At 68.5% G+C, this 20,265-nt stretch carries 18 protein-coding genes and 2 pseudogenes; 12 read left to right on the forward strand and 8 right to left on the reverse strand.

All coding sequences use genetic code 11. The annotated features are described in order from the left end of the window. The first annotated feature begins 204 nt into the window (after window positions 1-204). A complete protein-coding gene (locus P7A99_RS12090; RefSeq protein WP_277794108.1) occupies window positions 205-504 on the forward strand; it encodes a GIY-YIG nuclease family protein in 300 nt (99 codons plus the stop codon). A 260-nt stretch (window positions 505-764) separates the two neighbouring features. On the opposite strand, the gene ndk is transcribed toward P7A99_RS12090, so the two are convergent. Next, window positions 765-1,184 (reverse strand): nucleoside-diphosphate kinase, encoded by a 420-nt coding sequence (ndk, locus tag P7A99_RS12095; protein ID WP_109101871.1) that lies wholly within the window; start codon window positions 1,182-1,184, stop codon window positions 765-767. An 88-nt stretch (window positions 1,185-1,272) separates the two neighbouring features. Here ndk and P7A99_RS12100 point away from each other — a divergent pair, with 88 nt between their 5' ends. Next, window positions 1,273-3,147 (forward strand): ABC-F family ATP-binding cassette domain-containing protein, encoded by a 1,875-nt coding sequence (locus tag P7A99_RS12100; protein ID WP_277794109.1) that lies wholly within the window; start codon window positions 1,273-1,275, stop codon window positions 3,145-3,147. 263 nt (window positions 3,148-3,410) lie between these two features. Then, window positions 3,411-3,821 (forward strand): hypothetical protein, encoded by a 411-nt coding sequence (locus tag P7A99_RS12105; protein WP_277794110.1) that lies wholly within the window; start codon window positions 3,411-3,413, stop codon window positions 3,819-3,821. Here P7A99_RS12105 and P7A99_RS12110 read toward each other — a convergent pair. Next, complete coding sequence (locus P7A99_RS12110) at window positions 3,818-4,147, reverse strand: hypothetical protein (protein ID WP_277794111.1); 330 nt, start codon at window positions 4,145-4,147, stop codon at window positions 3,818-3,820. The genes P7A99_RS12105 and P7A99_RS12110 overlap by 4 nt on opposite strands. Window positions 4,148-4,163: 16 nt before the next feature. On the opposite strand from P7A99_RS12110, the pseudogene P7A99_RS25205 reads away from it, so the two are divergent. Next, window positions 4,164-4,290 (forward strand): annotated as a pseudogene (locus P7A99_RS25205) (hypothetical protein); the annotation flags it as partial. Between the two features lie 839 nt (window positions 4,291-5,129). On the opposite strand, the gene P7A99_RS12115 reads toward P7A99_RS25205, so the two are convergent. The 4 genes from P7A99_RS12115 to P7A99_RS12130 form a co-directional block, all read right to left on the reverse strand. Next, the gene (locus P7A99_RS12115; protein ID WP_277794112.1) at window positions 5,130-6,836 is read right to left on the reverse strand and encodes a cellulase family glycosylhydrolase; all 1,707 of its coding nucleotides are present in this window, start codon (window positions 6,834-6,836) and stop codon (window positions 5,130-5,132) included. Window positions 6,837-7,117: 281 nt separating this feature from the next. Further along, window positions 7,118-7,456 (reverse strand): peptidase inhibitor I78, encoded by a 339-nt coding sequence (locus tag P7A99_RS12120; protein WP_277794113.1) that lies wholly within the window; start codon window positions 7,454-7,456, stop codon window positions 7,118-7,120. Further along, on the reverse strand, window positions 7,453-7,911 hold the full coding sequence (locus P7A99_RS12125) for a DNA polymerase III subunit chi (RefSeq protein ID WP_277794114.1): 459 nt from the start codon (window positions 7,909-7,911) through the stop codon (window positions 7,453-7,455). Before P7A99_RS12125 ends, P7A99_RS12120 begins: the two co-directional genes overlap by 4 nt. An 8-nt stretch (window positions 7,912-7,919) precedes the next feature. Next, window positions 7,920-9,401 carry a leucyl aminopeptidase gene (locus P7A99_RS12130; RefSeq protein ID WP_277794115.1) on the reverse strand — a complete coding sequence of 494 codons (1,482 nt, stop codon included), beginning with the start codon at window positions 9,399-9,401 and terminating at the stop codon, window positions 7,920-7,922. A 251-nt stretch (window positions 9,402-9,652) separates the two neighbouring features. Here P7A99_RS12130 and lptF point away from each other — a divergent pair. The 8 genes and pseudogenes from lptF to P7A99_RS12170 all read left to right on the forward strand — a co-directional run. Further along, window positions 9,653-10,776, forward strand: a pseudogene (gene lptF, locus P7A99_RS12135) (LPS export ABC transporter permease LptF); the annotation flags it as partial. A 27-nt stretch (window positions 10,777-10,803) separates the two neighbouring features. Continuing rightward, window positions 10,804-11,895 carry an LPS export ABC transporter permease LptG gene (gene lptG, locus P7A99_RS12140; protein ID WP_431307669.1) on the forward strand — a complete coding sequence of 364 codons (1,092 nt, stop codon included), beginning with the start codon at window positions 10,804-10,806 and terminating at the stop codon, window positions 11,893-11,895. 28 nt (window positions 11,896-11,923) lie between these two features. Beyond that, entirely contained in the window at window positions 11,924-14,326 is a 2,403-nt protein-coding gene (locus P7A99_RS12145; protein ID WP_277794116.1) for an LPS-assembly protein LptD, read from the forward strand. A gap of 157 nt (window positions 14,327-14,483) precedes the next feature. Continuing rightward, window positions 14,484-15,827: a peptidylprolyl isomerase gene (locus tag P7A99_RS12150; RefSeq protein ID WP_277794117.1), complete on the forward strand. Its 1,344-nt coding sequence runs from the start codon at window positions 14,484-14,486 to the stop codon at window positions 15,825-15,827. Beyond that, entirely contained in the window at window positions 15,824-16,825 is a 1,002-nt protein-coding gene (pdxA, locus tag P7A99_RS12155; protein ID WP_277794118.1) for a 4-hydroxythreonine-4-phosphate dehydrogenase PdxA, read from the forward strand. Before P7A99_RS12150 ends, pdxA begins: the two co-directional genes overlap by 4 nt. Before the next feature lie 42 nt (window positions 16,826-16,867). Continuing rightward, window positions 16,868-17,701: a 16S rRNA (adenine(1518)-N(6)/adenine(1519)-N(6))-dimethyltransferase RsmA gene (gene rsmA, locus P7A99_RS12160; protein ID WP_277794119.1), complete on the forward strand. Its 834-nt coding sequence runs from the start codon at window positions 16,868-16,870 to the stop codon at window positions 17,699-17,701. A 51-nt stretch (window positions 17,702-17,752) separates the two neighbouring features. Continuing rightward, window positions 17,753-18,157 (forward strand): response regulator transcription factor, encoded by a 405-nt coding sequence (locus tag P7A99_RS12165; protein WP_277794120.1) that lies wholly within the window; start codon window positions 17,753-17,755, stop codon window positions 18,155-18,157. 17 nt (window positions 18,158-18,174) lie between these two features. Next, window positions 18,175-18,570 (forward strand): response regulator, encoded by a 396-nt coding sequence (locus P7A99_RS12170; protein WP_277794121.1) that lies wholly within the window; start codon window positions 18,175-18,177, stop codon window positions 18,568-18,570. A gap of 167 nt (window positions 18,571-18,737) precedes the next feature. On the opposite strand, the gene gmk is transcribed toward P7A99_RS12170, so the two are convergent. Together gmk and P7A99_RS12180 are read right to left on the reverse strand one after the other, a co-directional pair. Continuing rightward, window positions 18,738-19,394, reverse strand: a complete 657-nt coding sequence (gene gmk / locus P7A99_RS12175; RefSeq protein ID WP_277794122.1) for a guanylate kinase — start codon at window positions 19,392-19,394, stop codon at window positions 18,738-18,740. Further along, entirely contained in the window at window positions 19,384-20,265 is an 882-nt protein-coding gene (locus P7A99_RS12180) for a YicC/YloC family endoribonuclease (protein ID WP_277794123.1), read from the reverse strand. The genes gmk and P7A99_RS12180 overlap by 11 nt, the downstream gene beginning before the upstream one ends.

A 20,265-nucleotide genomic window follows, 5' to 3' on the forward strand; every position in this document is an offset into this window, starting at 1 on the left:
GCCCTTGTGGCGAGGACCCATGTGTCCGAATGCTCAGTTGCTTCGGGACAGGCGCTGACCGCCCAGTTCCATCCTCCAATTTTTGAGAACGCTCCACCATGGATCCTCGCCACAAGGGCGAGGAAAGCGGTTGAGAGCTAAGCGAGACGAAAACACCGGCTTTTCCGCTGGCCTTCTTTTCGGCCACTGCTCCACGCTCCCCGCATGCCTAGCGAAGAGCGCTACATCGCCGTCTACATCATGGCCAACGAGCGCCTAGAGACGCTCTACATCGGTGCGACCGGGTATCTGACACGCCGGATTTGGGAACATCGCGAGGGACTGATCCCAGGCTTCACGAAGAAGTACGGGCTCAAACGCCTCGTCTGGTACGAACCTCAAGACGACATGGGCACGGCGTTCCAACGGGAACGGTCGCTGAAGCGTTGGCCTAGGCAGTGGAAGATCAACCTGATCGAGCGGACGAATCCGTTCTGGGACGATCTGTATCCGGGGCTGGCTTAGGGTTTGGCCCCAGCCGACACCAACGTTCGCCTTCCTCGCCCTTGTGGCGAGGATCCATGCGTCCGCCTGCTCAGAAAATTCAGGACCAGCGCCTACCTCCGAGCTTTGACGGCCAAGGTCTGAGATCGCTCGAACATGGGTCCTCGCCACAAGGGCGAGGAAAGCAGTTGGGGGATGCGAAAAGCTCTCTCACCGCCCCAAAAACAAAAAGGCCGGCGGGTCGCCCCGCCGGCCTTTTCATAACCTAAAGCCCGGAAGCCTTAGCCGACGATGTCGGCGTCGGTGAAGAACTGGGCGATTTCGATGCCGGCGTTCTCGAGGCTGTCCGAACCGTGGACCGAGTTTTCGCCGATCGACAGGGCGAACAGCTTGCGGATGGTGCCCTCGGCGGCGTTGTCCGGGTTCGTGGCGCCCATGACTTCACGGTACTTGGCCACGGCGCCTTCGGCTTCCAGGACCTGCACGACGACCGGCTCGGCGGTCATCTGGGCGACGAGTTCACCGTAGAACGGGCGCTCGGCGTGGACTTCGTAGAACTTCTTGGCCTGAGCTTCGGTCAGGTGGACGCGACGCTGGGCGACGATGCGCAGACCAGCTTCCTCGATCACGGCGTTGATCTTGCCGGTGATGTTGCGGCGGGTCGCGTCGGGCTTGATGATCGAGAAGGTACGTTCGGTCATTCCGAAAATCTCACAGAGAAAGTTTGTGAATTGGGAGGTTGCGGGCTTATAGCCGTGCGCCTCCTCCCCGCCAACCCCGCGTTCCCAGATGCTTCAGATCAACGACCTTACTTTCGACGCCTGGGGACGCCGGTTCTTCGAAAAGGCGACCGTCAGCCTGCCTCCGGGCGCGAAGGTCGGCCTGATCGGCCGCAACGGGGTAGGCAAGTCGACCCTGTTCAAGCTGATCCTCGGCCAACTGACGGCCGGTGACGACGAGATCAGCCTGCCCAGGAACGCCCGCATCGGTTCGGTGGACCAGGAGCACCCGGCCACGCCCGTCACCCTGCTCGACACGGTGCTGGAGGCCGACGAGGAGCGCCACGCCCTGACGACCCGCCTGGAAACCGCCGCCCCCGAGGAGATGGGCGAGATCTGGGGGCGCTTGATCGAGATCGACGCGGATTCGGCTCCGGCCCGGGCCTCGGAAATCCTGGTCGGCCTGGGCTTCACCCAGGACGACCTGGCCCGGCCGATGAGCGAGTTCTCGGGCGGCTGGCGCATGCGCGTGGCCCTGGCGGCCGCGCTGTTCGCCGAGCCCGACATGCTGCTGCTCGACGAACCGACCAACTATCTCGACCTGGAAGGCGCCCTCTGGCTGGAAGCGCGGCTGAAGAAGTATCCGCACACCGCCCTGATCGTCAGCCACGACCGCGAGCTGCTCAACAACAGCTGCACGCACATGCTGCACCTGGCCGGCGGCAAGCTGGAGCTCTATGTCGGCGGCTACGACGACTTCGAGAAGCGCCGCGCCGAGAAGGCCCGGCTGCAACTGTCGGCCAAGGCCAAGCAGGACGCCGAGCGCGCCCACCTGCAGGCCTTCGTCGACCGCTTCAAGGCCAAGGCCTCCAAGGCCGCCCAGGCCCAGTCGCGCATGAAGCGCCTGGCCAAGATGGAGCCGGTGGCGACCACCATCGAGGAGCGCGTCGCGCCCTTCACCCTGCCCTCGCCGCCCAAGCCGCTGGCCCCGCCGCTGATCCGGCTGGAAAAGGCCGACGTCGGCTACGAGGCCGGTCGCGCCATCCTGAAGAACCTCAACCTGCGCATGGACCTGGACGACCGCATCGGTCTTCTCGGCGTCAACGGCGCGGGCAAGTCGACCTTCGCCAAGATGATCGCCGGCGCGCTGGACATCCAGAAGGGCGAGCTGCACCGCGACAAGAAGATGAAGGTCGGCTGGTTCCACCAGCATCAGATCGAGGCGATGGATCCCAAGGACACCCCGCTGGAGATCGTGCGCCGGGCCATGCCCGAGGCCAGCGAATCCTCGCGCCGCTCGCGCCTGGCGCAATGGGGCCTGACCTTCGAGAAGCAGGACACCACGGTGGCCAACCTGTCGGGCGGCGAACGCGCCCGCCTGCTGCTGAACCTGGTGGCCATGGACGCCCCGCACGTCCTGATCCTCGACGAACCGACCAACCACCTCGACATCGACAGCCGCCGGGCCCTGCTCGACGCGCTGAACGACTACGAGGGCGCGGTGCTGCTGATCACCCACGACCGCTCGCTGATGGAGCTCGTCGCCGACCGCCTGTGGCTGGCCGCCGACGGCAAGGTCGTGCCGTTCGATGGCGACATGGACGACTACGCCAAGTTCGTGCTCGAGCGCGCCAAGCAGGCGGTGAAGCCCACCCAGGTGGCCCGCGAGCCGGCCAAGGCGGAAGCCGCTTCTCCCGCCGCCCCGAAGAAGGTCGCCGTCGAGCCCCTGCGCCGCAAGGTCGAGGCCGCCGAGCAGGTGATGAACCGCAAGACCCGCGACCTGGCTGAACTGGAAGCCCAGCTGGCCGATCCGCAGCTCTATGTGAAGACGCCGGCCAAGGTTCCGGAGCTGGAAAAGCGCCGCGACAACGCCAAGGCCAAGCTGGAAGAGGCCGAGGCGGCGTGGATGGAGCTGGCCGAACAGCTGGCCGAGGCCGAGGGCTAGGTCGGACAGGCGTTCGGGCAGCTCAGATCTTATCTCACCGAGCTTCCCCGCGAAGGCGGGGATCCAAGCTGTGGTTCAGGAGGAAGCTCGGAGTGTGATCGCCCGCAGTCTCCGCTTGGGTCCCCGCCTTCGCGGGGAAGAACGGATCTGGCGGCGAAGACCGGATGAGCATCGATCCGCTCCAGAACAACAACTCTCGGTAAACGCCAGTAAACCAAGAGCTTTAGCCGTTCCGACAGACCTTCGGGCCTATTGATGCGGCCATGACCGCAGCCCTTTCCAGCCGCAACCACGTCGTCGCCAACCCCGAAGGGTTGTCGGCCGCCGCCGTGCTGGAAGCCTTCGCGGCCTGGCTCGACCAGCGCCTGGCCGAGGCCACGCGACTGGAGATGGATCTCGCCTTCCGCGACCGTCCGTTCGACGTCGAGATCGGCCGCACGCCGGCCCTGGTGGGCTGGGAACACCGCTATCTCGCCCCGGGCGCCGCGGCCCCCAAGGGCAAGATGTGGACGGTCTATCGCCTGCACGACCAGACCGGCCGCCCCAGCGAACTGGCCGCCGCCCGCGCCCAGGCCGACAAGCTCGAAGACCTGACGCCGCTGCTCGGCGAGCTGGGCTATCTGGGCGTCTTCGACGGCGAGGCGGCGATGTTCCCGGGCTTGGGCAAGCGCTAGCGGCGCTTACGCCGGGCTTCCTCCGCCTCGTGCGCCTTGAGCGCCTCGGCGATGCCAGGCCAAGCCGGCGATCGATCACGCTGAAACTCGTATTGCATGTCGCGAACGGCCGTCCAGCAACGGATGCCTTCGTTCGTCTCTTCGCGAAAGTTGGCCACCTCCTCGGCCGGAGCTTTGAGCGCCACCTGGTCGACCTGCCGCTGCATGCGCTGCAGGAAGGCGATATGGTCGTCGCAGGCGGCGATCACCCGCTGATTTACGCCGCTGAGCGCCTTGCCGTTCGGGGCGCGGCGCAGGCGGCTGCGCGGGGGTTTGGACTTGGGCATGGGGTTCTCCGCTTAGATCCTTCTCCCCTTGCGGGAGAAGGTGTCGCCGAAGGCGACGGATGAGGGGTCGCGCGGACGGTTCTGAGAGACCCCTCACCCGACCTCGCTTCGCGAGGCCACCCTCTCCCGCAAGGGGAGAGGGACATGGAGAGGCGATCTCCCGTGGCAATCCACGAAAGCTGGTGGGGAGGCGCGGAGCGGCCGGGCGGAGCCCGGGGACCGTGATTTGTTTTAGCGTTTCGGCTTCGTCGACCGCTCCGCCGCATCGTTATTCCGAAGGGCCGAAGGCGCGGGTGCTGTTTCAACCCTGGATCCGGCTGTCCCTCGGACGGGCAGGACCAATAGCTCCGCGGTAATCCGGCGCGAGCCTCGGCTGATCCTGTTAGGCCGGTTTGAACGATCCCGGCCCTGTCGACCCGCTCGTTGCGCCGTGGACGGCTTGGCGGCCCATTCACGCCTTCTGAGCGCTCCTGCAAGCCCGCCTTTTCCCACGACGCTTCAAGCGGCCCCGCTCGATGCGGTCCTCGCCACGCTTGGGCCGGTACCAAGAGCCCTCCCCATGGCGGGGACGGGTTTGATTATGCGGCGGGTTTCGGCGCGTCTGATTGAATTGGATGAGAAAGTTGCAAGCGGTTGAGTTCGTGGAACTTTTTTCGGCAATCGCCGGGGATCCACGCTGCTCTATCCCCGTCCGGGCCACTTTCCGAGCCCAACCCAATTCACGCCTTCCTCGCCCTTGTGGCGAGGATCCATCGCTCAGCCTGCTCAGACCTTTGCTGGATGGCCCAGGTCTGAGCGGTCGCCAGCATGGGCCCTCGCCACAAGGGCGAGGGAGGCGGCGATTGGGGGGCAAAGCCTGGGTCCCCGCTTTCGCGGGGATTTTACGGAGAAAGGTCCAGCAATCTGGGAAGCTGAAAACGCCCCCCCTCCGGCCCTCTGGGCCACCTCCCCCTTCAGGGGGAGGATCTGGATCGCTGAACCTCTATGGGAGAGCGTTCAGGCTCACCGACGTCACCTCAGCCGCGCCGTCGGACCGCAGCACCAGCACGTTGGTCCCCGCCGGCAGCCGTACCGTTCCGCCCGAGACCACGCCGGCGCCGCCGTTGGCTGACACGGTCATCGGCCCCTGCCCTGCGATCTTCACGCCGTAGGTCCCCGCGCGGTCGGCGGTCACCGTGTAGCGCAGCCATTCGCCGGCGGTGAAGTCGGTGACGCGCTTGCCGTCGGGGGCGATATCGACGCCGTCGTTGCGGTAGGTGCGGCCGTTGTTCCAGAGCGTGCGTTCGCCGCCGGTGGCGACGTGGTAGTTGGCCGCGTCCTTGTCCCAATAGGCCTTGCCGATGGGGCCAAGGTCGTAGTCGACGGCCTTGATCGTCCCGCCCCTGGCGGCGATGCGGTGCGGCTTGAACGGCCGGACGCTCTCGTCGTGCGGCTGGCGCAGCATGGCGTCGATCACATCGGGATGGGCGGTGTTGTTCTCGAAGCGCACGTCGTGGGAGGCCAGCTTCATCAAGACCGCATAGGCCTTGTCGGCCGAGACGGGCGTCTTGGCCTCGCCCGTAAGGGTGGCGACCACGGCGTCGTAGTCGGCGCCGACCTCGACCTGAAGGGGCTGATTGAAGCCGATCTTCTTCAGCGGCCAGAAGGCCCAGCCGACGCCATGGCTCTCGACGAGGCGGATGGCGTCGGCGAACCAGACGTTGGAGTTCTCGCCCGACTCGCCCAGCCACACCGGCAGGCCGGTTTCCTCGCGCAGCTTCAGGAACGGCTCGAGCGCGGCCTCGTCGTTGCGGTTCCAGTACTTGTGGAACGACAGGGCCATGTTGCCGTCCCACGGCTTGCCCATGCCCTTGTAGTTGTTGCCCCAGCAGTTGCCCTCGATGATCACCAGGTGGCGCTGGTCGACCTGCCGGATGGCGGCGGTGACCCGGCGCTGGAAGTCCCAGAGCAGTTGCTGCTTCTCGTCGCCGCAGCCGTTCTTCGTGGCCGGCTTGTCGAAGTCCCAGTTGGGCTCGTTGAGCACGTCGTAGGCGCCGATGGCCGGCTCGTCCTTGTAGCGGTCGGCGAGCTTCTTCCAGAGGGCGATGGTCTTGCGCTGGTTCTCGGGGCTTTCCCACAGCGAGGGCTTGGCCGGATTTCGGTCGGAGATGGCCAGGTCATTGCCCTGCCCGCCCGGCGCGGCGTGCAGGTCCAGGATCAGGTGCATGCCAGCGGCCTTGGTCCAGGCCAGGAGGTCGTCGATGCGCCTGAAGCCGTCCTCCTTCCAGGTGTCGGCGCCGGGAACGGGCTCCTGGTCGGCCGGCAGGGTCAGGAGCGCGTAGTGCATCGGCAGGCGCACCGAGTTGAAGCCGGCGGCGGCCATGTAGTCGATGTCGGCCTTGGTGGTGTGGTTGTCGAGCCAGGCGGTGTGGATCGCCGCTTCACGCTCGGGGCCGACCAGGGCGGCGATCTTGCCGCGAATGACGTGCTCCTGGCCGAGCTTGGAGAGGCGCAGCATGTAGCCCTCCTGCAGCATCCAGCCCCCTAAGCCCATGCCGCGCAGGATCACCGGCGCGCCGGTCTCGTCGACGATGCGGCCGTCCTTCGCCTTCAGCCATTGCGGGCCGGGCGGCGGGACGGGATCGGCGGCGAAGGCGGAGGAAACGGCCAGCAACGAGGCAGCGGCGGCCAGGACGGCGGCGAATTTCATGCTCAGACTCCCCAGGCGCGCGCGGCTGGTTGGGAGCGCCGCGACGTCGCGCGGAGACTTGGCCCGGGGACTGGCGATTCTGTCTAGATGGACTCCGCATTTGTCCATGAGGACAAATGGTTAGGGGGAAATACTATCTTTCTCACCGAACTTCCCCGCGAAGGCGGGGATCCAAGCCGAGGTCGCCGACGACCTACGACCGAGCCACATTTCGGAGCGTCAGCTTGGGTCCCCGCCTTCGCGGGGAAGTTCGGATTGAGGTGGGCGCGATCAGCCCGCCCTTACCCGCACTTCACCTGCTGCACGACCCCGGTGTCGGGGTTGAACAGGATGTTCAGGCGGTCGGCGCGGTAGTCCATGGTCACCGGGCAGGTGGTGCAGGCCACGCGCCAGCGGGAAGGATCGACCGGGGCCGGCAGCTGCGTGCGGTTCTTGCCGACGAAGGCCTGCGCCTCCTTCAGGCCGCACTGGTCCTTTTGCGGCTCCGGCGGCTTGGGCAGGGCGATGGCGGGCGGCGCCACCGGCGTTTCGGGCGGCGGCGGCGGCGCGGGCTCGGGCGTGCTGGTCGAGCAGGCCGCCAGGACCATCGTGGCGCCCAGAACCGTGAACAGCCGCTTCATGCCTTCTTCTCCCATCCGCGCTCGGCCTGCTGCCAGTAGGACACCGGGTGGCCGGCCGCCTTGAACGCCTTCCAGCGGCCCCGCGCCAGCCGCAGGGCCTCTTCGTCACGGCCGTCGAACAGCAGGATGCAGCGCGCAAAGTCGCTGAGATCCCCCGGCTCGGCGCCGTCGAGCAGAAACAACGCATCGCCGCCGTTCGGGTTGTCGAGGGCGGCGATCAGCAGCACCGGCTGGCGCTCGGCCAGCGGCTCCTCGGCCATGCCGTGCGGCAGGAAGCTGTCGTCGCGAAAGGTCCAGAGGTGGGCGTCCAGCGCGTTGAGGCGCGCCGGATCCCCTCCCCGGACCAGAGCCTTCCAGCCGCGCCCCAGGGTCTTTTCCAGAAGCTCGGGCAGCACCTGTTCGGCGCTGCTTCGCTCCAGGTGGTAGAACCAGATTTCGCAGGGCGCGGCCGACATAAGGGGGCTCAGCCCTCGTAGGCGTCGGCGACGAGGCGATTGAGCAGGCGCACGCCGAAGCCGACGGCGCCGTCCGGCACGGTCGGATCGGTCGAGCCCTTGCGCCAGGCGGTCGAGGCGATGTCGAGGTGGGCCCACGGCACGCCATTGACGAAGCGCTGCAGGAACAGGCCCGCCGTGATCGAGCCGGCCGGGCGGCCGCCGATGTTCTTCATGTCGGCGATCGGGCTTTCGATCTGCTTCTCGTAGGCCTTGGGCAGCGGCAGGCGCCACAGCGGCTCGCGCTCGGCCTCGCCGGCGGCCAGCAGCTTCTCCGACAGGCCGTCGTTGTTGCTGAAGAGGCCCGCGTAGTCGTTGCCCAGCGAGATGATGATCGCGCCGGTCAGGGTGGCCAGGTCGACCATGAACTTCGGCTTGAAGCGGTCCTGCGTGTACCAGAGGGCGTCGGCCAGCACGAGGCGGCCTTCGGCGTCGGTGTTGATGACCTCGATGGTCTGGCCCGACATCGACGTGACGACGTCGCCGGGACGCTGGGCGTTACCGTCGGGCATGTTTTCCACGAGACCCAGGACGCCGATGGCGTTGACCTTGGCCTTGCGGCCGGCCAGGGCGTGCATGACGCCGGCCACGGCGGCCGCGCCGCCCATGTCCCACTTCATGTCTTCCATGCCCTCGGCGGGCTTGATCGAGATGCCGCCGGTGTCGAAGCAGACGCCCTTGCCGACGAAGGCGATCGGCTGGGCCGACTTGTCGGCCGCGCCGTTCCACCTGGCGATGACCAGCTGGCTCTCGCGGACGCTGCCTTGGCCAACGCCCAGCAGGCTGCCCATGCCCAGAGCGGCCATTTCCTTCTCGCCGAGGATCTCGACCTCGAGGCCCAGGCTCTCCAGGCCCTTCACGCGGGCGGCGAACTCTTCCGGGTGCAGGATGTTGGCCGGCTCGGAGACGAGGTCGCGGCTGAACAGGATGGCGTCGGCGATCGGCTCGAGGGCGGCGAAGGCCTTCTGGGCCTTGGCCGGATCGGCGGCGGCGACCTTGACGGTGGCGACCGAAGGCTTCTTCTCGGCCTTTTCGGTGGTGCGGTACTTGTCGAAGCGGTAGGCGGCCAGCCTGACGCCGAAGGCGACGCGGGCGGCGGTCTCGGCGTCGCCGCCCAGCTTGAGCAGCAGCTCGGTGACGCCCGAGGTCTTGACGGCGTTGTAGGCGTGGGCGGCGGCGATCTCGGCCGTCTCGGGCTCGACGACGCCGGCGCCGTCGACGCCGATCACCACCACGCGGGCGGCGTCCAGGCCGGCCGGGGCGAGGATGTCGAGCACCTGACCCTTGGCGCCGATGAAGCGGCCGCCGGCCGCGGCGCGGGCGATCGCGCCGCCGGCGGCGTCGTTGACGGCCTTGGCCTCGGGCGAAAGGGCGGCGGCCTCGTAGGCCAGCACCGCCAAGGCGGCGGTGGCGCCGGCTTGGCTGTCGGCGGGAACGAACTCGATACGCATGCAGCGCTCCTCAGGAAGCGGGAGATCCCGTCGCGGCGCGGCCTCAAGAAGGCCGCGATCCGACGCGACAGGACGTGAACGCCCGGCATAGTCCATGCCGATCCTTGGGAAAAGACCGTCGCCGTTCACAGCACCGTCACGCGGTTCCCCATGATGTCTTCGGTTGTGCCAAGCCGAGCCAGACGTGTAGAACACGCCTCAACGCCGGGGTTCGCCGCGCGAATCCGTGAAGCCCCCGAAACACCCCCTGCATGCGCCTGATCGAACGCTATCTCTTCCGTCAGCTGGTCGGGCCGACCATCCTGGCCACGGCGGCCCTCGCGGCGCTGGCGCTGCTGGCGCGCAGCCTCTCGGAATTCGACATCCTGGTCGAACAGCGCCAGACGGCGCTTATCTTCGCCAAGATGATCCTGCTGGCCCTGCCCCAGCTTCTGAACATCATCATGCCGGTGGCCCTGTTCGTGGCCGCCCTGGTGGCCCTGAACCGTCTGCATACCGAGCAGGAGATCGTCGTCTGCTTCGCCGGCGGCATGAGTCGCTGGCGGGTGATCTCGCCGGCCATGCGCCTTGCGGTGCTGGCCGCCCTGATCTCGCTGGGACTGGGCCTGTGGGCGCAGCCGTGGTCGGCGCGCCTGATCCGCGAGACGGCCTTCGCGATGAAGACGGATCTCGCCTCGACCCTGGTGCGGCCGGGCGAGTTCACCGAGCCGGGCCCCGGCCTGACGGTCTACGCCCAGTCGATCGACCGCGACAACCTGATCAAGAACCTGTTCATCCACCAGGAAAAGCCCAATGGCGGCTCGGTCACCTACACGGCGCGCGAGGGCGTGATCGCCCGGCGCAACGACCTGCCGGTGCTGATCATGCGCAAGGGCTCGAACCAGGAATTCTCGAGCGCCGGCGTGCTGAACTACCTGTCGTTCGAGGAATACGTCTTCGACCTGTCGACCCTGTTCCAGAGCGACGAGCTGCTGCACTACAAGATCGCCGACCGCTATCCGCACGAGCTGTTCTTCCCGGACATGACCCAGGAGTGGGAGCAGCATAACCGCGTGAAGATGCTGGCCGAGGGCCATTCGCGGCTGGCCAGCCCGCTATACAACATCGCCATGATGGCCATGGCGCTGGCCGCCGTCATCGGCGGCGCGTTCAGCCGCATGGGCTATGGCAAGCGCATCGCCGCCGTCGGCGCGGCCGCGGCCGTGGTTCGGATCATGGGCTTCGGCGTGCAGGCCGCCTGCGACGATGCGGCGTGGCTGAACGTGCTGCAGTACATCGTGCCGATCGCCGCCACTTGGTGGGGCCTGTCGCAGATCTTCCGCCAGAAGGTGCAGCGCCACGTGCCGATCGGCGGCCAAGGCGGCCTGCAGCCGCTGGGAGGCCTGTCGTGATCGGCGTCGGCATGATCGAGCGCTACGTCCTGCGCAAGACGCTGGCCTCGCTCGGCGCGGCCCTGGCCGTGCTGGGCGCGCTGGTGATGTTGATCGCCTTCGTCGACATCACCCGCAACGTCGGCACCCGTTCGGAAGACGCCAGCTTCGGCCAGTTGCTGTACCTGACGGTGCTGCAGGCCCCGGCCACCCTCCTCACCCTGACGCCGTTCATCTTCCTGTTCGGCACCCTGGGGGCGTTCGTGGGCCTCAACCGCCGCAGCGAACTGATCGCCATGCGCGCGGCGGGCGTCTCGGCCTGGCGCTTCATCCTGCCGGCGGCCTTCGCGGCCTTCGCCATGGGCGTCGTCACCGTCACCCTGCTCAACCCGCTGACCTCGGCGATGAGCGCCCGGTTCGAGACCGAGCGCGACGCCCTGCTGGCCGGCTACCTGAAGAACGCCCCCAAGGGCGCCTGGCTGCGCCAGGGCGACGACAAGCGCCAGATCGTCATCCGCGCCCGCGTGCGCGACACGGTCGACGGCGCGGTCCGCCTGCGCGGCGTGTCGTTCTTCGTCTACGACGTGAAGCCGGACGGTTCACTGGCCTTCACCCGCCGCTACGAGGCCGCCGAGGCTCGCCTGGAGCCTGGCTTCTGGCGCCTGACCGGCGTCAGCGAGGCCACCCCCGGCGCCGGCGCGATCCGCACCGACAGCGTCACGGTGCCGTCCGACCTGGACGAGCGCACCGCCGCCGACCGGTTCAAGAACCCGCAGGCCGTCGCCTTCTGGCGCCTGCCCGAGACCATCGCCCGCACCGAGGCGGCCGGCTTCTCGGCGACGCCGTTCAAGATGCGCCTGCAGACGATGCTGGCCACGCCGCTGCTGTTCGCGGCCATGTCGGTGCTTGCCGCCGCCTTTTCGCTGCGCCTGATGCGGCTTGGCGGCCTGGCGGCGCTGGCCGGCTCTGGCGTCGCGCTCGGCTTTGGCTTCTTCTTCTTCAACGAACTGTGCGGCGCGCTGGGCAAGGCCGACGTCCTGGGGCCTGTCCTGGCCGCCTGGACTCCTCCGGCTGCGGCGCTTTTGGCGGGTCTGACCCTGCTTTGCTATACCGAGGATGGTTGAGTCTGTGACGCCGGCATCGAGGCCCCTGATGATCGATCTAAGCCCAGCGCCGGGCGCGGCGGTTCGCAAGCTGCTGATGGCCGGCGTGGCCTGGCTGGCGTTCGCCGCCGCGAGCGGCGCGCACGCCCAGCAACCGCTCGCCACGATCCCGGAAGTTCCGGCCACGCCAGCCGCGGCCGACGACGGCCTCGGCGACGAAGGCTACTTCCTGGAGTCCGACATCCTGGTCCGCGACGACGCGGCCAAGACCATGACGGCGCGCGGCTCGGTCGAGGTTCGCTACCAGGGCCGCACCCTGCGCGCCCAGGAAGTGATCTACGACACCGCCACCGGCGTGGTGACCGCCCACGGCAAGGTTTCGCTGATCAACGCCGACGGCACGGCCCAGTTCGCCGACGACCTGACGCTGGACAAGGACATGCGTGCGGGCTTCGCGCGCAACTTCTCCACGCGCATGGACCAGAACGTGAAGATCGCGGCCGCCACCGCCATCCGCCGCAACGAGCAGGTCACCGAGCTCAACCAGGCGATCTACACCCCTTGCGACGTCTGCGCCGAGAAGCCGACCCCGACCTGGTCGATCGAGGCCGACAAGGTGGTGCAGGATAAGAGCCGCCAGATTGTCTACTACCACGGCGCCAAGATCCGCCTGTGGGGCGCGCCGCTGCTGTATCTGCCGCTGTTCTGGCACCCGGACCCGCAGGCGCCCCGCAGCTCGGGCTTCCTGACGCCGAAGGTGGGCCTGTCGCAGCGTCGCGGCCTGTCCTACCAGCAGCCCTATCTGCAAGTGATCTCACCGTCTCAGGATGTGATCATAAGTCCTCAAATCAACACGAAAGTTAACCCGTTCCTCAACGTCAATTACCGCAAGCGCTTCTACTCGGGCATGCTCGAGGCGCGCATGGGGGCGACGTATGAGAAGGAGTTCGACAACCGGGGCAACCGCTTCGGCGATGCGACGACCCGCAGCTACATCCTGGCCAAGGGCGCGTTCGACATCAACGACAAGTGGAAGTGGGGCTTTAGCGCCGAGCGCGCCTCCGACGCCCTGATCTTCGACAAGTACGACATCAACGACGTCTACGAGCAGCGCGGCCTGTTCACGAGCGAAGACCGTCGCCTGACGTCGCAGATCTTCACCTCGCGGCAGGACGACCGCTCGTGGCTGTCGATCTCGGCGGTCTCGGTGCAGGGCCTGCGCGTGGTCGGCACCGACCCGACGACCGGCATCGGCAACAAGTTCGAGAACAGCGGTGCGTTCCCGGTTATCGGCCCGCTGGTCGAGGGCCGCTGGGAGCCGGAATCGCCGGTGCTGTTCGGTCGCCTGCGCCTGCAGGGTTCGGGCGTGATGCTGAACCGCTCGGAATCGCAGTTCGGCGAGTCGCCCTACCTGTTCTCGGCCTATTCGCACGAAAGCGGCGTCGACAGCGTTCGCGGCAGCGTCCAGGCCGACTGGCGAGCCAGTGCGGTCGTCGGACCGGGCCTGCGCGTCCAGCCGTTCGCCCAGGCCCGCGCCGACGCCTACAAGATCAAGGGCATCTACCTGTCGACGGCCGCCATGGCGACCGGGGACGACGCCGAGGTCAACTACTCGCGGACGCTGGGCGTGGCGGGGGTGGACCTGAGCCTGCCGCTCTACAAGGCCCTGAACAAGGGCGGCAACGTCATCCTCGAGCCGCTGGTGCAGATCGCCGCCGGTTCGGACAGCTCGCGCGTGCCCGTGGTCGTCGCCCGCAACGGCGCCACCACCTACCTCTACAACGAGGACAGCTCGGCTTTCGAGTTCGACGAAACCAACCTGTTCCGCACCAACAAGTCGCCGGGCTTCGACCTCTACGAGGGCGGCACCCGGATGAACGTGGGCGGCCGCGCCACCTTCAACACCGCCGACGGCCGCGGCGGCAGCGTGCTGGTGGGCCGCAGCTTCCGCACCAAGTACGACCCGCTGCTGCCCAGCCGCACGGGCCTGCAGGACAAGTCGTCGGACTGGATCGTCGCCGCCACGGTCACCCCGGTGGCGGGCATCAACGCCTACGTCCGCACGCGCCTTGATTCCGACACCACCAAGATCAATCGCCTGGAAACCGGCGCCGACGCCTATACCAGCCGCCTGCAAGGCTCGGTCCGGTACCTGAAGGACAATGTCGACTCCAACGGCGAGCGGCAGGAAAACTTCGAAACCCGCGGCCAGCTGCAACTGACCAAGAAGTGGGCCCTAACGGCCTTCGGCCAGCTGGACCTGGTGGCCGAGACCTGGCGTCGCCGCGACCTTGGCGTGGCCTATACGGACGATTGCATCCGCATCGACATCATCTACCAACACGAAGACCGCTATAGCTCGACGGTGACGGGCCTGCGGCTCCAGCCGGACCGCTCGATCGTCGTGCGCCTAACCCTCGCCACATTGGGCGATACAGGGTACAGCGACTAAAATATCCAACGTCCGGGGGGACGTGCGGGGCGTCCGCACGCGTCTCCGCGACGCATCGAGGCGCGGCCGCCCACGGTCTTCCGGAAGGTCGTCGCGCCACAGAGGTTGAAATCGAGGCCGGCCGGCCAGGCCGGGCTCCAGAGGAACGACACTATCCATGCGGTCTGCGCGTAGCGTGACGACTTTTGCGGCCAGCGCCGCGTCCATCCTCGCCCTGACCGTGGCGGGCCTTCCCGCCCAGGCCCGGCAGGCCGCCCCGCCCGTGGTCGACGCCCCGCCGGCGGCCGCCGAGCCCCGCGCCAATCCGCTGTCGGAAAGCGTCGCGGCCGTGGTCAACGACGACATCATCTCGTCCTATGACCTGATGCAGCGCATGCGCCTGCTGATGGTGACCTCGGGCCTGCAACCGACCCAGGAGAACCTGCCCCAGCTGGAGCAGGAAGCCCTGCGCTCGCTGATCGACGAACACGTCCAGATGCAGGAACTGCGCCGCGTCGAGCGCGAACAGAAGATCACGATCATCTCGACCGACAAGGAAGTCGACGAAGAGATCTCCAACATCGCCCAGGGCAACAAGATGTCGGCCGAGCAGCTGCTCGGCCAGCTGGCCGCCCAGGGCGTCAGCGGCGACACCTGGCGCGCCCAGATCCGCGCCGAGACCAGCTGGCAGAACTGGATCAGCGGCCGCTACGGCTCGCGCCTGCGCATCGGCGAAGACCAGATCAAGGCCTTCCAGCGCCGCATGGCCGAGTCGGCGAGCAAGCCGCAGTACCAGGTCAGCGAAGTGTTCATCGACGCCGTCCGCGTCGGCGGCGCCGAGGTGGCGCTGAACGGCGCCCGCCAGCTGGTGGCGCAGATGCAGCAGGGCGCGCCGTTCGCGGCCGTGGCCCGGCAGTTCTCGGCCGCCTCGACGGCGGCCAACGGCGGCGACGCCGGCTGGGTGAGCCCGGGCGAAATGCCGGCCGAGGTCGACGCGGCGCTCGAACAGCTGCGCCCCGGCCAGCTGTCGGCCCCGATCCCGGTCAAGGACGGCGTCTACATCGTCTATCTGCGCGACAAGCGCTCGGGCGCCAAGGCGACCCTGGTCGACCTCAAGCAGGTGGCCGTGGCCCTGCCCAAGGATGCTCCGGAAGCCGACGTGCAGGCCGCCACGGCCCTGCTGGCCGGGCTGAAGCCGAAGCTGACCAGCTGCCAGACGCTGGAAGCCGAGGCCGGCAAGGTGGGCGGCGTGGTCGCCGGCGACCTGGGCGAAGCCGAGATCGGCGACCTGGCTCCCTCGTTCCAGGAAGCCGCCAACGCCCTGAACATCGGCCAGGTGTCGGACCCGATCCGCACCGACGCGGGCCTGCACCTGATCGCAGTGTGCGGCAAGCGCCAGTCGGGCGGCGCTGCCCCCTCGCACGATCAGATCGAAAATCGCCTTAAGGGTCAGCAACTTGCGCTGATCTCCAAACGTTACCTGCGGGACCTGCGCAACTCCGCCACCATCGAGACCCGGTGAAAACAGACACCCTGGCCCTGAGCGTCGGCGATCCCGCCGGCGTCGGGCCCGAAATCATCGCCAAGGCCTGGGCCGCCCTCCGCGAGAGCGGCCCGGTGTTCATGGCCGTCGGCGACCTGCAGAGCCTGGCCGCCGCCGGCGGCGGCGTGAAGGTGCGGCCCGTCACCGGCCCTGTCGAAGCCGCCCAGGTGTTTGCCGAAGCCCTGCCGGTGCTGGACGTGCCGCTGCAGTCGCCGGTGGTGGCCGGCAAGCCCTCCAGCGCCCATGCCGGCCAGATCGTCCGCTGCATCGAAACCGGCGTGGGCCTGGCGCTGTCGGGCGCCGTCGCGGGCCTCGTCACCGCCCCGATAGCCAAGGCCCCGCTGTACGAGGCGGGCTTCAAGTTTCCCGGCCACACCGAGTTCCTTGCCGAGCTGACCGCTCCCGTGCCTTTCGAGGGCGCTCGCGGACCGGTGATGATGCTGACCGCCGGCGACCTGCGCGCCACCCTGGTCACCATCCACCAGTCGGTGGGCAGCGTGCCGGCCTCCCTCTCCGTCGAGCGCATCGTCGAAGCGGGCCTGGTCACCGCCCAGGCCATGAAGGCCGATTTCGGCATCGCCGCTCCGCGCCTGGCGGTCGCGGCGCTGAACCCGCACGCCGGCGAAGGCGGGGCGCTGGGCCGCGAGGAAATCGAGACGATCATCCCGGCCGTCGAGGCCCTGCGCAATCGCGGCGTCGACGCCCGCGGCCCCGCGCCGGCCGACAGCCTGTTCCACGCCGACGCCCGCGCGACCTACGACGCGGTGCTGTGCATGTATCACGACCAGGCCCTGATCCCGGTGAAGATGCTCGACTTCTGGGGCGGGGTGAACGTGACCCTAGGTCTGCCGATCGTGCGCACCTCGCCCGACCACGGCACCGGCTTCGACATCGCCGGCCGCGGGATCGCCCGTCCCGACAGCCTGATCGCCGCCATCCGCCTGGCCGCCGACATCGCCGCGCGGCGCAACGCCTAGAGACGGCTGGGCTTTCGAAGGTTTTGGCTCTAGAGGGAGGCGATGACGTCCCCTTCCCTCGCCGACCTGCCGCCCCTGCGTGAGGCGCTCGAGCGCCATGGCCTGCTGGCGCGCAAGAGCTTCGGCCAGCACTTCCTGCTCGACCTCAACATCACCCGCAAGATCGCGCGCCTGGCCGAGGTGGGCGAAGGCGACACCGTGATCGAGGTGGGTCCCGGCCCCGGCGGCCTGACGCGGGCCCTGCTGGAGACCGGCGCCAAGGTGGTGGCGGTCGAGAAGGACAGCCGCTTCCTGCCGCTGCTGGGCGAACTGGCCGACGCCGCCGACGGCCGCCTGACTCTGGTCGAGGGCGACGCCCTGCGGGCCGACATGGCGGCCCTGGCCGACGGCGGTCCGGCGCACATGGTCTCGAACCTGCCCTACAACGTCGGCACCCAGCTGCTGATCAACTGGCTCACCGGGCCCTTCCGGCCTCTGTCGATGACCCTGATGTTCCAGAAGGAGGTCGCCGACCGCATCGCGGCACAGGACGGCGACGACGCCTATGGCCGTCTGGCGGTGCTGTCGCAGACGGTGTGCAGCGCCAAGGTGGTCATGGACCTGCCGGCCCGCGCCTTCACCCCGCCGCCCAAGGTGGCCTCGGCCGTGACCCGCCTCGTGCCGCTGGAGCCGGCGCCGGACAAGGCCCTGGTCTCGGCCCTGGAGCGGGTGACGGCCGCCGCCTTCGGCCAGCGCCGCAAGATGCTGCGCTCCAGCCTCAAGCCGATCGGCGGCGGCGCGCTGTGCGAAGCGGCGGGCATCGATCCCGACGCGCGGGCCGAGACGATCCCGATCGAGGGCTTCCAGGCCCTGGCGGCGGCGCTGCTGAAGGCCTGAACGGCTGCACCACGGCTTGCAATCGCGCGCGGGTGGAGGAATCTTCACTGCATGCAGCCCGCGCCAGAGCAGCAACACCTCGTCCTGGTCGTCGACGACGATCCGCTGGTGACGGAGTTCGTCCGGCTGCGGCTGGAAATGGAGAGCTTCGCCGTCGAGGTGGCGCACAACGCCGAGGAGGCTCTGGCCGCCGCCCTGCGCCGTCCGCCGCACCTGTTCCTGCTCGACGTGGGCCTGCCCGAGATCAACGGCCTGACGCTGCTGCGACGCCTGCGGGCGGAAAAGCGGTTGAAGGCCGTGCCGGCCATCATGATAACCGCCTCTGCGGCCGGGGCGAACGTCAAGGCCGCCATGGAGGCCGGCGCCGTCGGCTACGTGCTCAAGCCCTTCTCCGCCGACGACCTGCTGGCGCGGGTGCGGGCGGCGACCAAGAATCAGTCTCGCGTCTGGCTGTGACGCCCCCGGAGTCCCGCATGTCCCGTCCCCTCGCCCTGGTGATCGACGACGACCCCCTGATGCTGGAATACGTGTCGGGCGCGCTGGTCGAGGGCGGCTTCGAGGTCGAAACGGCCGAGGACGCCCAGCGCCTGCTGGCCGACGTGCAGGACCGCCACCCGGCGATCGTGTTCCTGGACGTGCGCATGCCCGGCGAGACGGGAATCGAGGTGCTGCGCCGCCTGCGGGTCAGCGACTGGGGCCGCGAGGTGCCGGTGGTGATCATGACCGGCGAGCGCCGGCTCGACCGGGTGGTCGAGGCCATGAGCGCGGGCGCGACGACCTACATGATGAAGCCGTTCACGCCCACCCAGCTGGTGCTGCGGGCCCGCGAGCTGATCCAGCCGCGCGAGAGCGGCAGCTTTCACTACTGAGCATCACCCCGCACTCCCAACCCGCACAATCCCCGCGGAGGCGGGGACCCAAGCCGAGGTTCAGGATGGAGCGGTGGCGGTACAGGCCGCCAGGGCCGCTTGGATCCCCGCCTTCGCGGGGAAGCTCGGAAAATGGGGGACGGTCCGGAGATTTCCCCGGGCGCCCGTCAGATATCTTCCGCCAGCAGGTCGCCGACCAGATCGCCGATCCAGGGGTTGCGCGAGCGCTTCTGGCGTTCGGCGTGGTAGATGTGGGCGAGGTCGGCGTAGGCCTTGTCGAAGTCGTCGTTGAGCACGACGTAGTCGAACTTCTCCCAGGCGGCGACCTCGTCCTTGGCGCGCGACAGGCGACGGGCGATGACTTCCTCGCTGTCCTGGCTGCGGGCGTGCAGGCGACGGCTCATCTCGGCGAGCGACGGCGGCAGGATGTAGACCAGCACGCTGTCGGCGCCGGCCTGCTCGTGCACCTTCATGGCGCCCTGGAAGTCGATGTCGAACAGCACGCTCTCGCCGCCCTCCAGCGCCTCCATGATCGGGGCCTTGGGGCTGCCGTAGAAGTTGCCGTAGACCTCGGCCCATTCGAAGAAGGCGTTCTCCTCAATCATCCCCTTGAACTTGTCCTTGGAGACGAAGTGGTAGTCGCGGCCGTCGTGCTCGCCGGGGCGCGGCTCGCGGGTGGTGGCGCTGATCGACAGGTGCAGGTCGCCGTGGTCGGCCACCAGGCGGCGGGTCAGCGAGGTCTTGCCCACGCCCGAGGGGGCCACGACCATCAGCAGGAGGCCGCGGTGCTTGCGGCCGCTCTTCTCGGCCGGGTTATTCGACATTCTGAACCTGTTCGCGAAACTGTTCGATCGTGGCCTTCAGCTCGAGGCCGTGGGCCGTCAGCGCGGTCAGCGCCGACTTGCTGCAAAGGGTGTTGGCCTCGCGCATGAACTCCTGCGAGAGGAAGTCCAGGCGGCGGCCCGAAGCGCCGTCGCTGGCCAGCAGGGTGCGGGCGGCGGTCACGTGACCGGCCAGGCGGTCGAGCTCCTCGCGGACGTCGGCCTTGACCGCCAGGGCGGCGGCTTCCTGCAGGATGCGGTCCTGAGAGGCGCTTTCGCCCAGCAGCTCGGCCATGCGGCGCTCGAAGCGCTGCTTGAGGATGGACGGCTGGCCCTCGGCCTCGGCGGCGGCCAGGCCCGTGAGGGTCTCGATGCGATCGACCAGGCCCGTCAGCACGGGTGAGAGCGAAGCGCCCTCCTCCAGCCGCGCGATCTTCAGGCCGTCGAGGGCCTGGTGGATGCTGGCGGCGATGGCGGCTTCCAGGGCGGCGCGGGCGTCGGGATCCTCGTCGTCCTCACGGACTTCGATCACCCCGCGCAGGGCCAGCAGGCCGTCAAGGCTGGGCTTGCCGACCATGCCGGTGGCCACATAGGGCGAACCAGCCTTCAGGTAGCGTTCCAGCACCTCGACATTGACCTGCGGGGCGGCGGCGGCCTCGGCCTTGCGGGCCTGTACGCCCAGCGTCAGCTGGCCGCGCTGGAAGCGGCCTTGCGCCCCGTCGCGGGCGGCGCGGTCGAGGCTTTCCAGGCCCGGCGGGCCCCGGAAGCGGGTCTCGAGGTTGCGGCCGTTGACGCTACGCGCCTCGACGGCCCAGCTCCAGTCGCCCAGAGCGCCCTCGACACGCGCGAACCCGGTCATGCCCGACAGCGCCAT

The organism is Caulobacter endophyticus, from assembly GCF_029543245.1.
In the GTDB taxonomy this organism is placed as follows: domain Bacteria; phylum Pseudomonadota; class Alphaproteobacteria; order Caulobacterales; family Caulobacteraceae; genus Caulobacter; species Caulobacter endophyticus_A.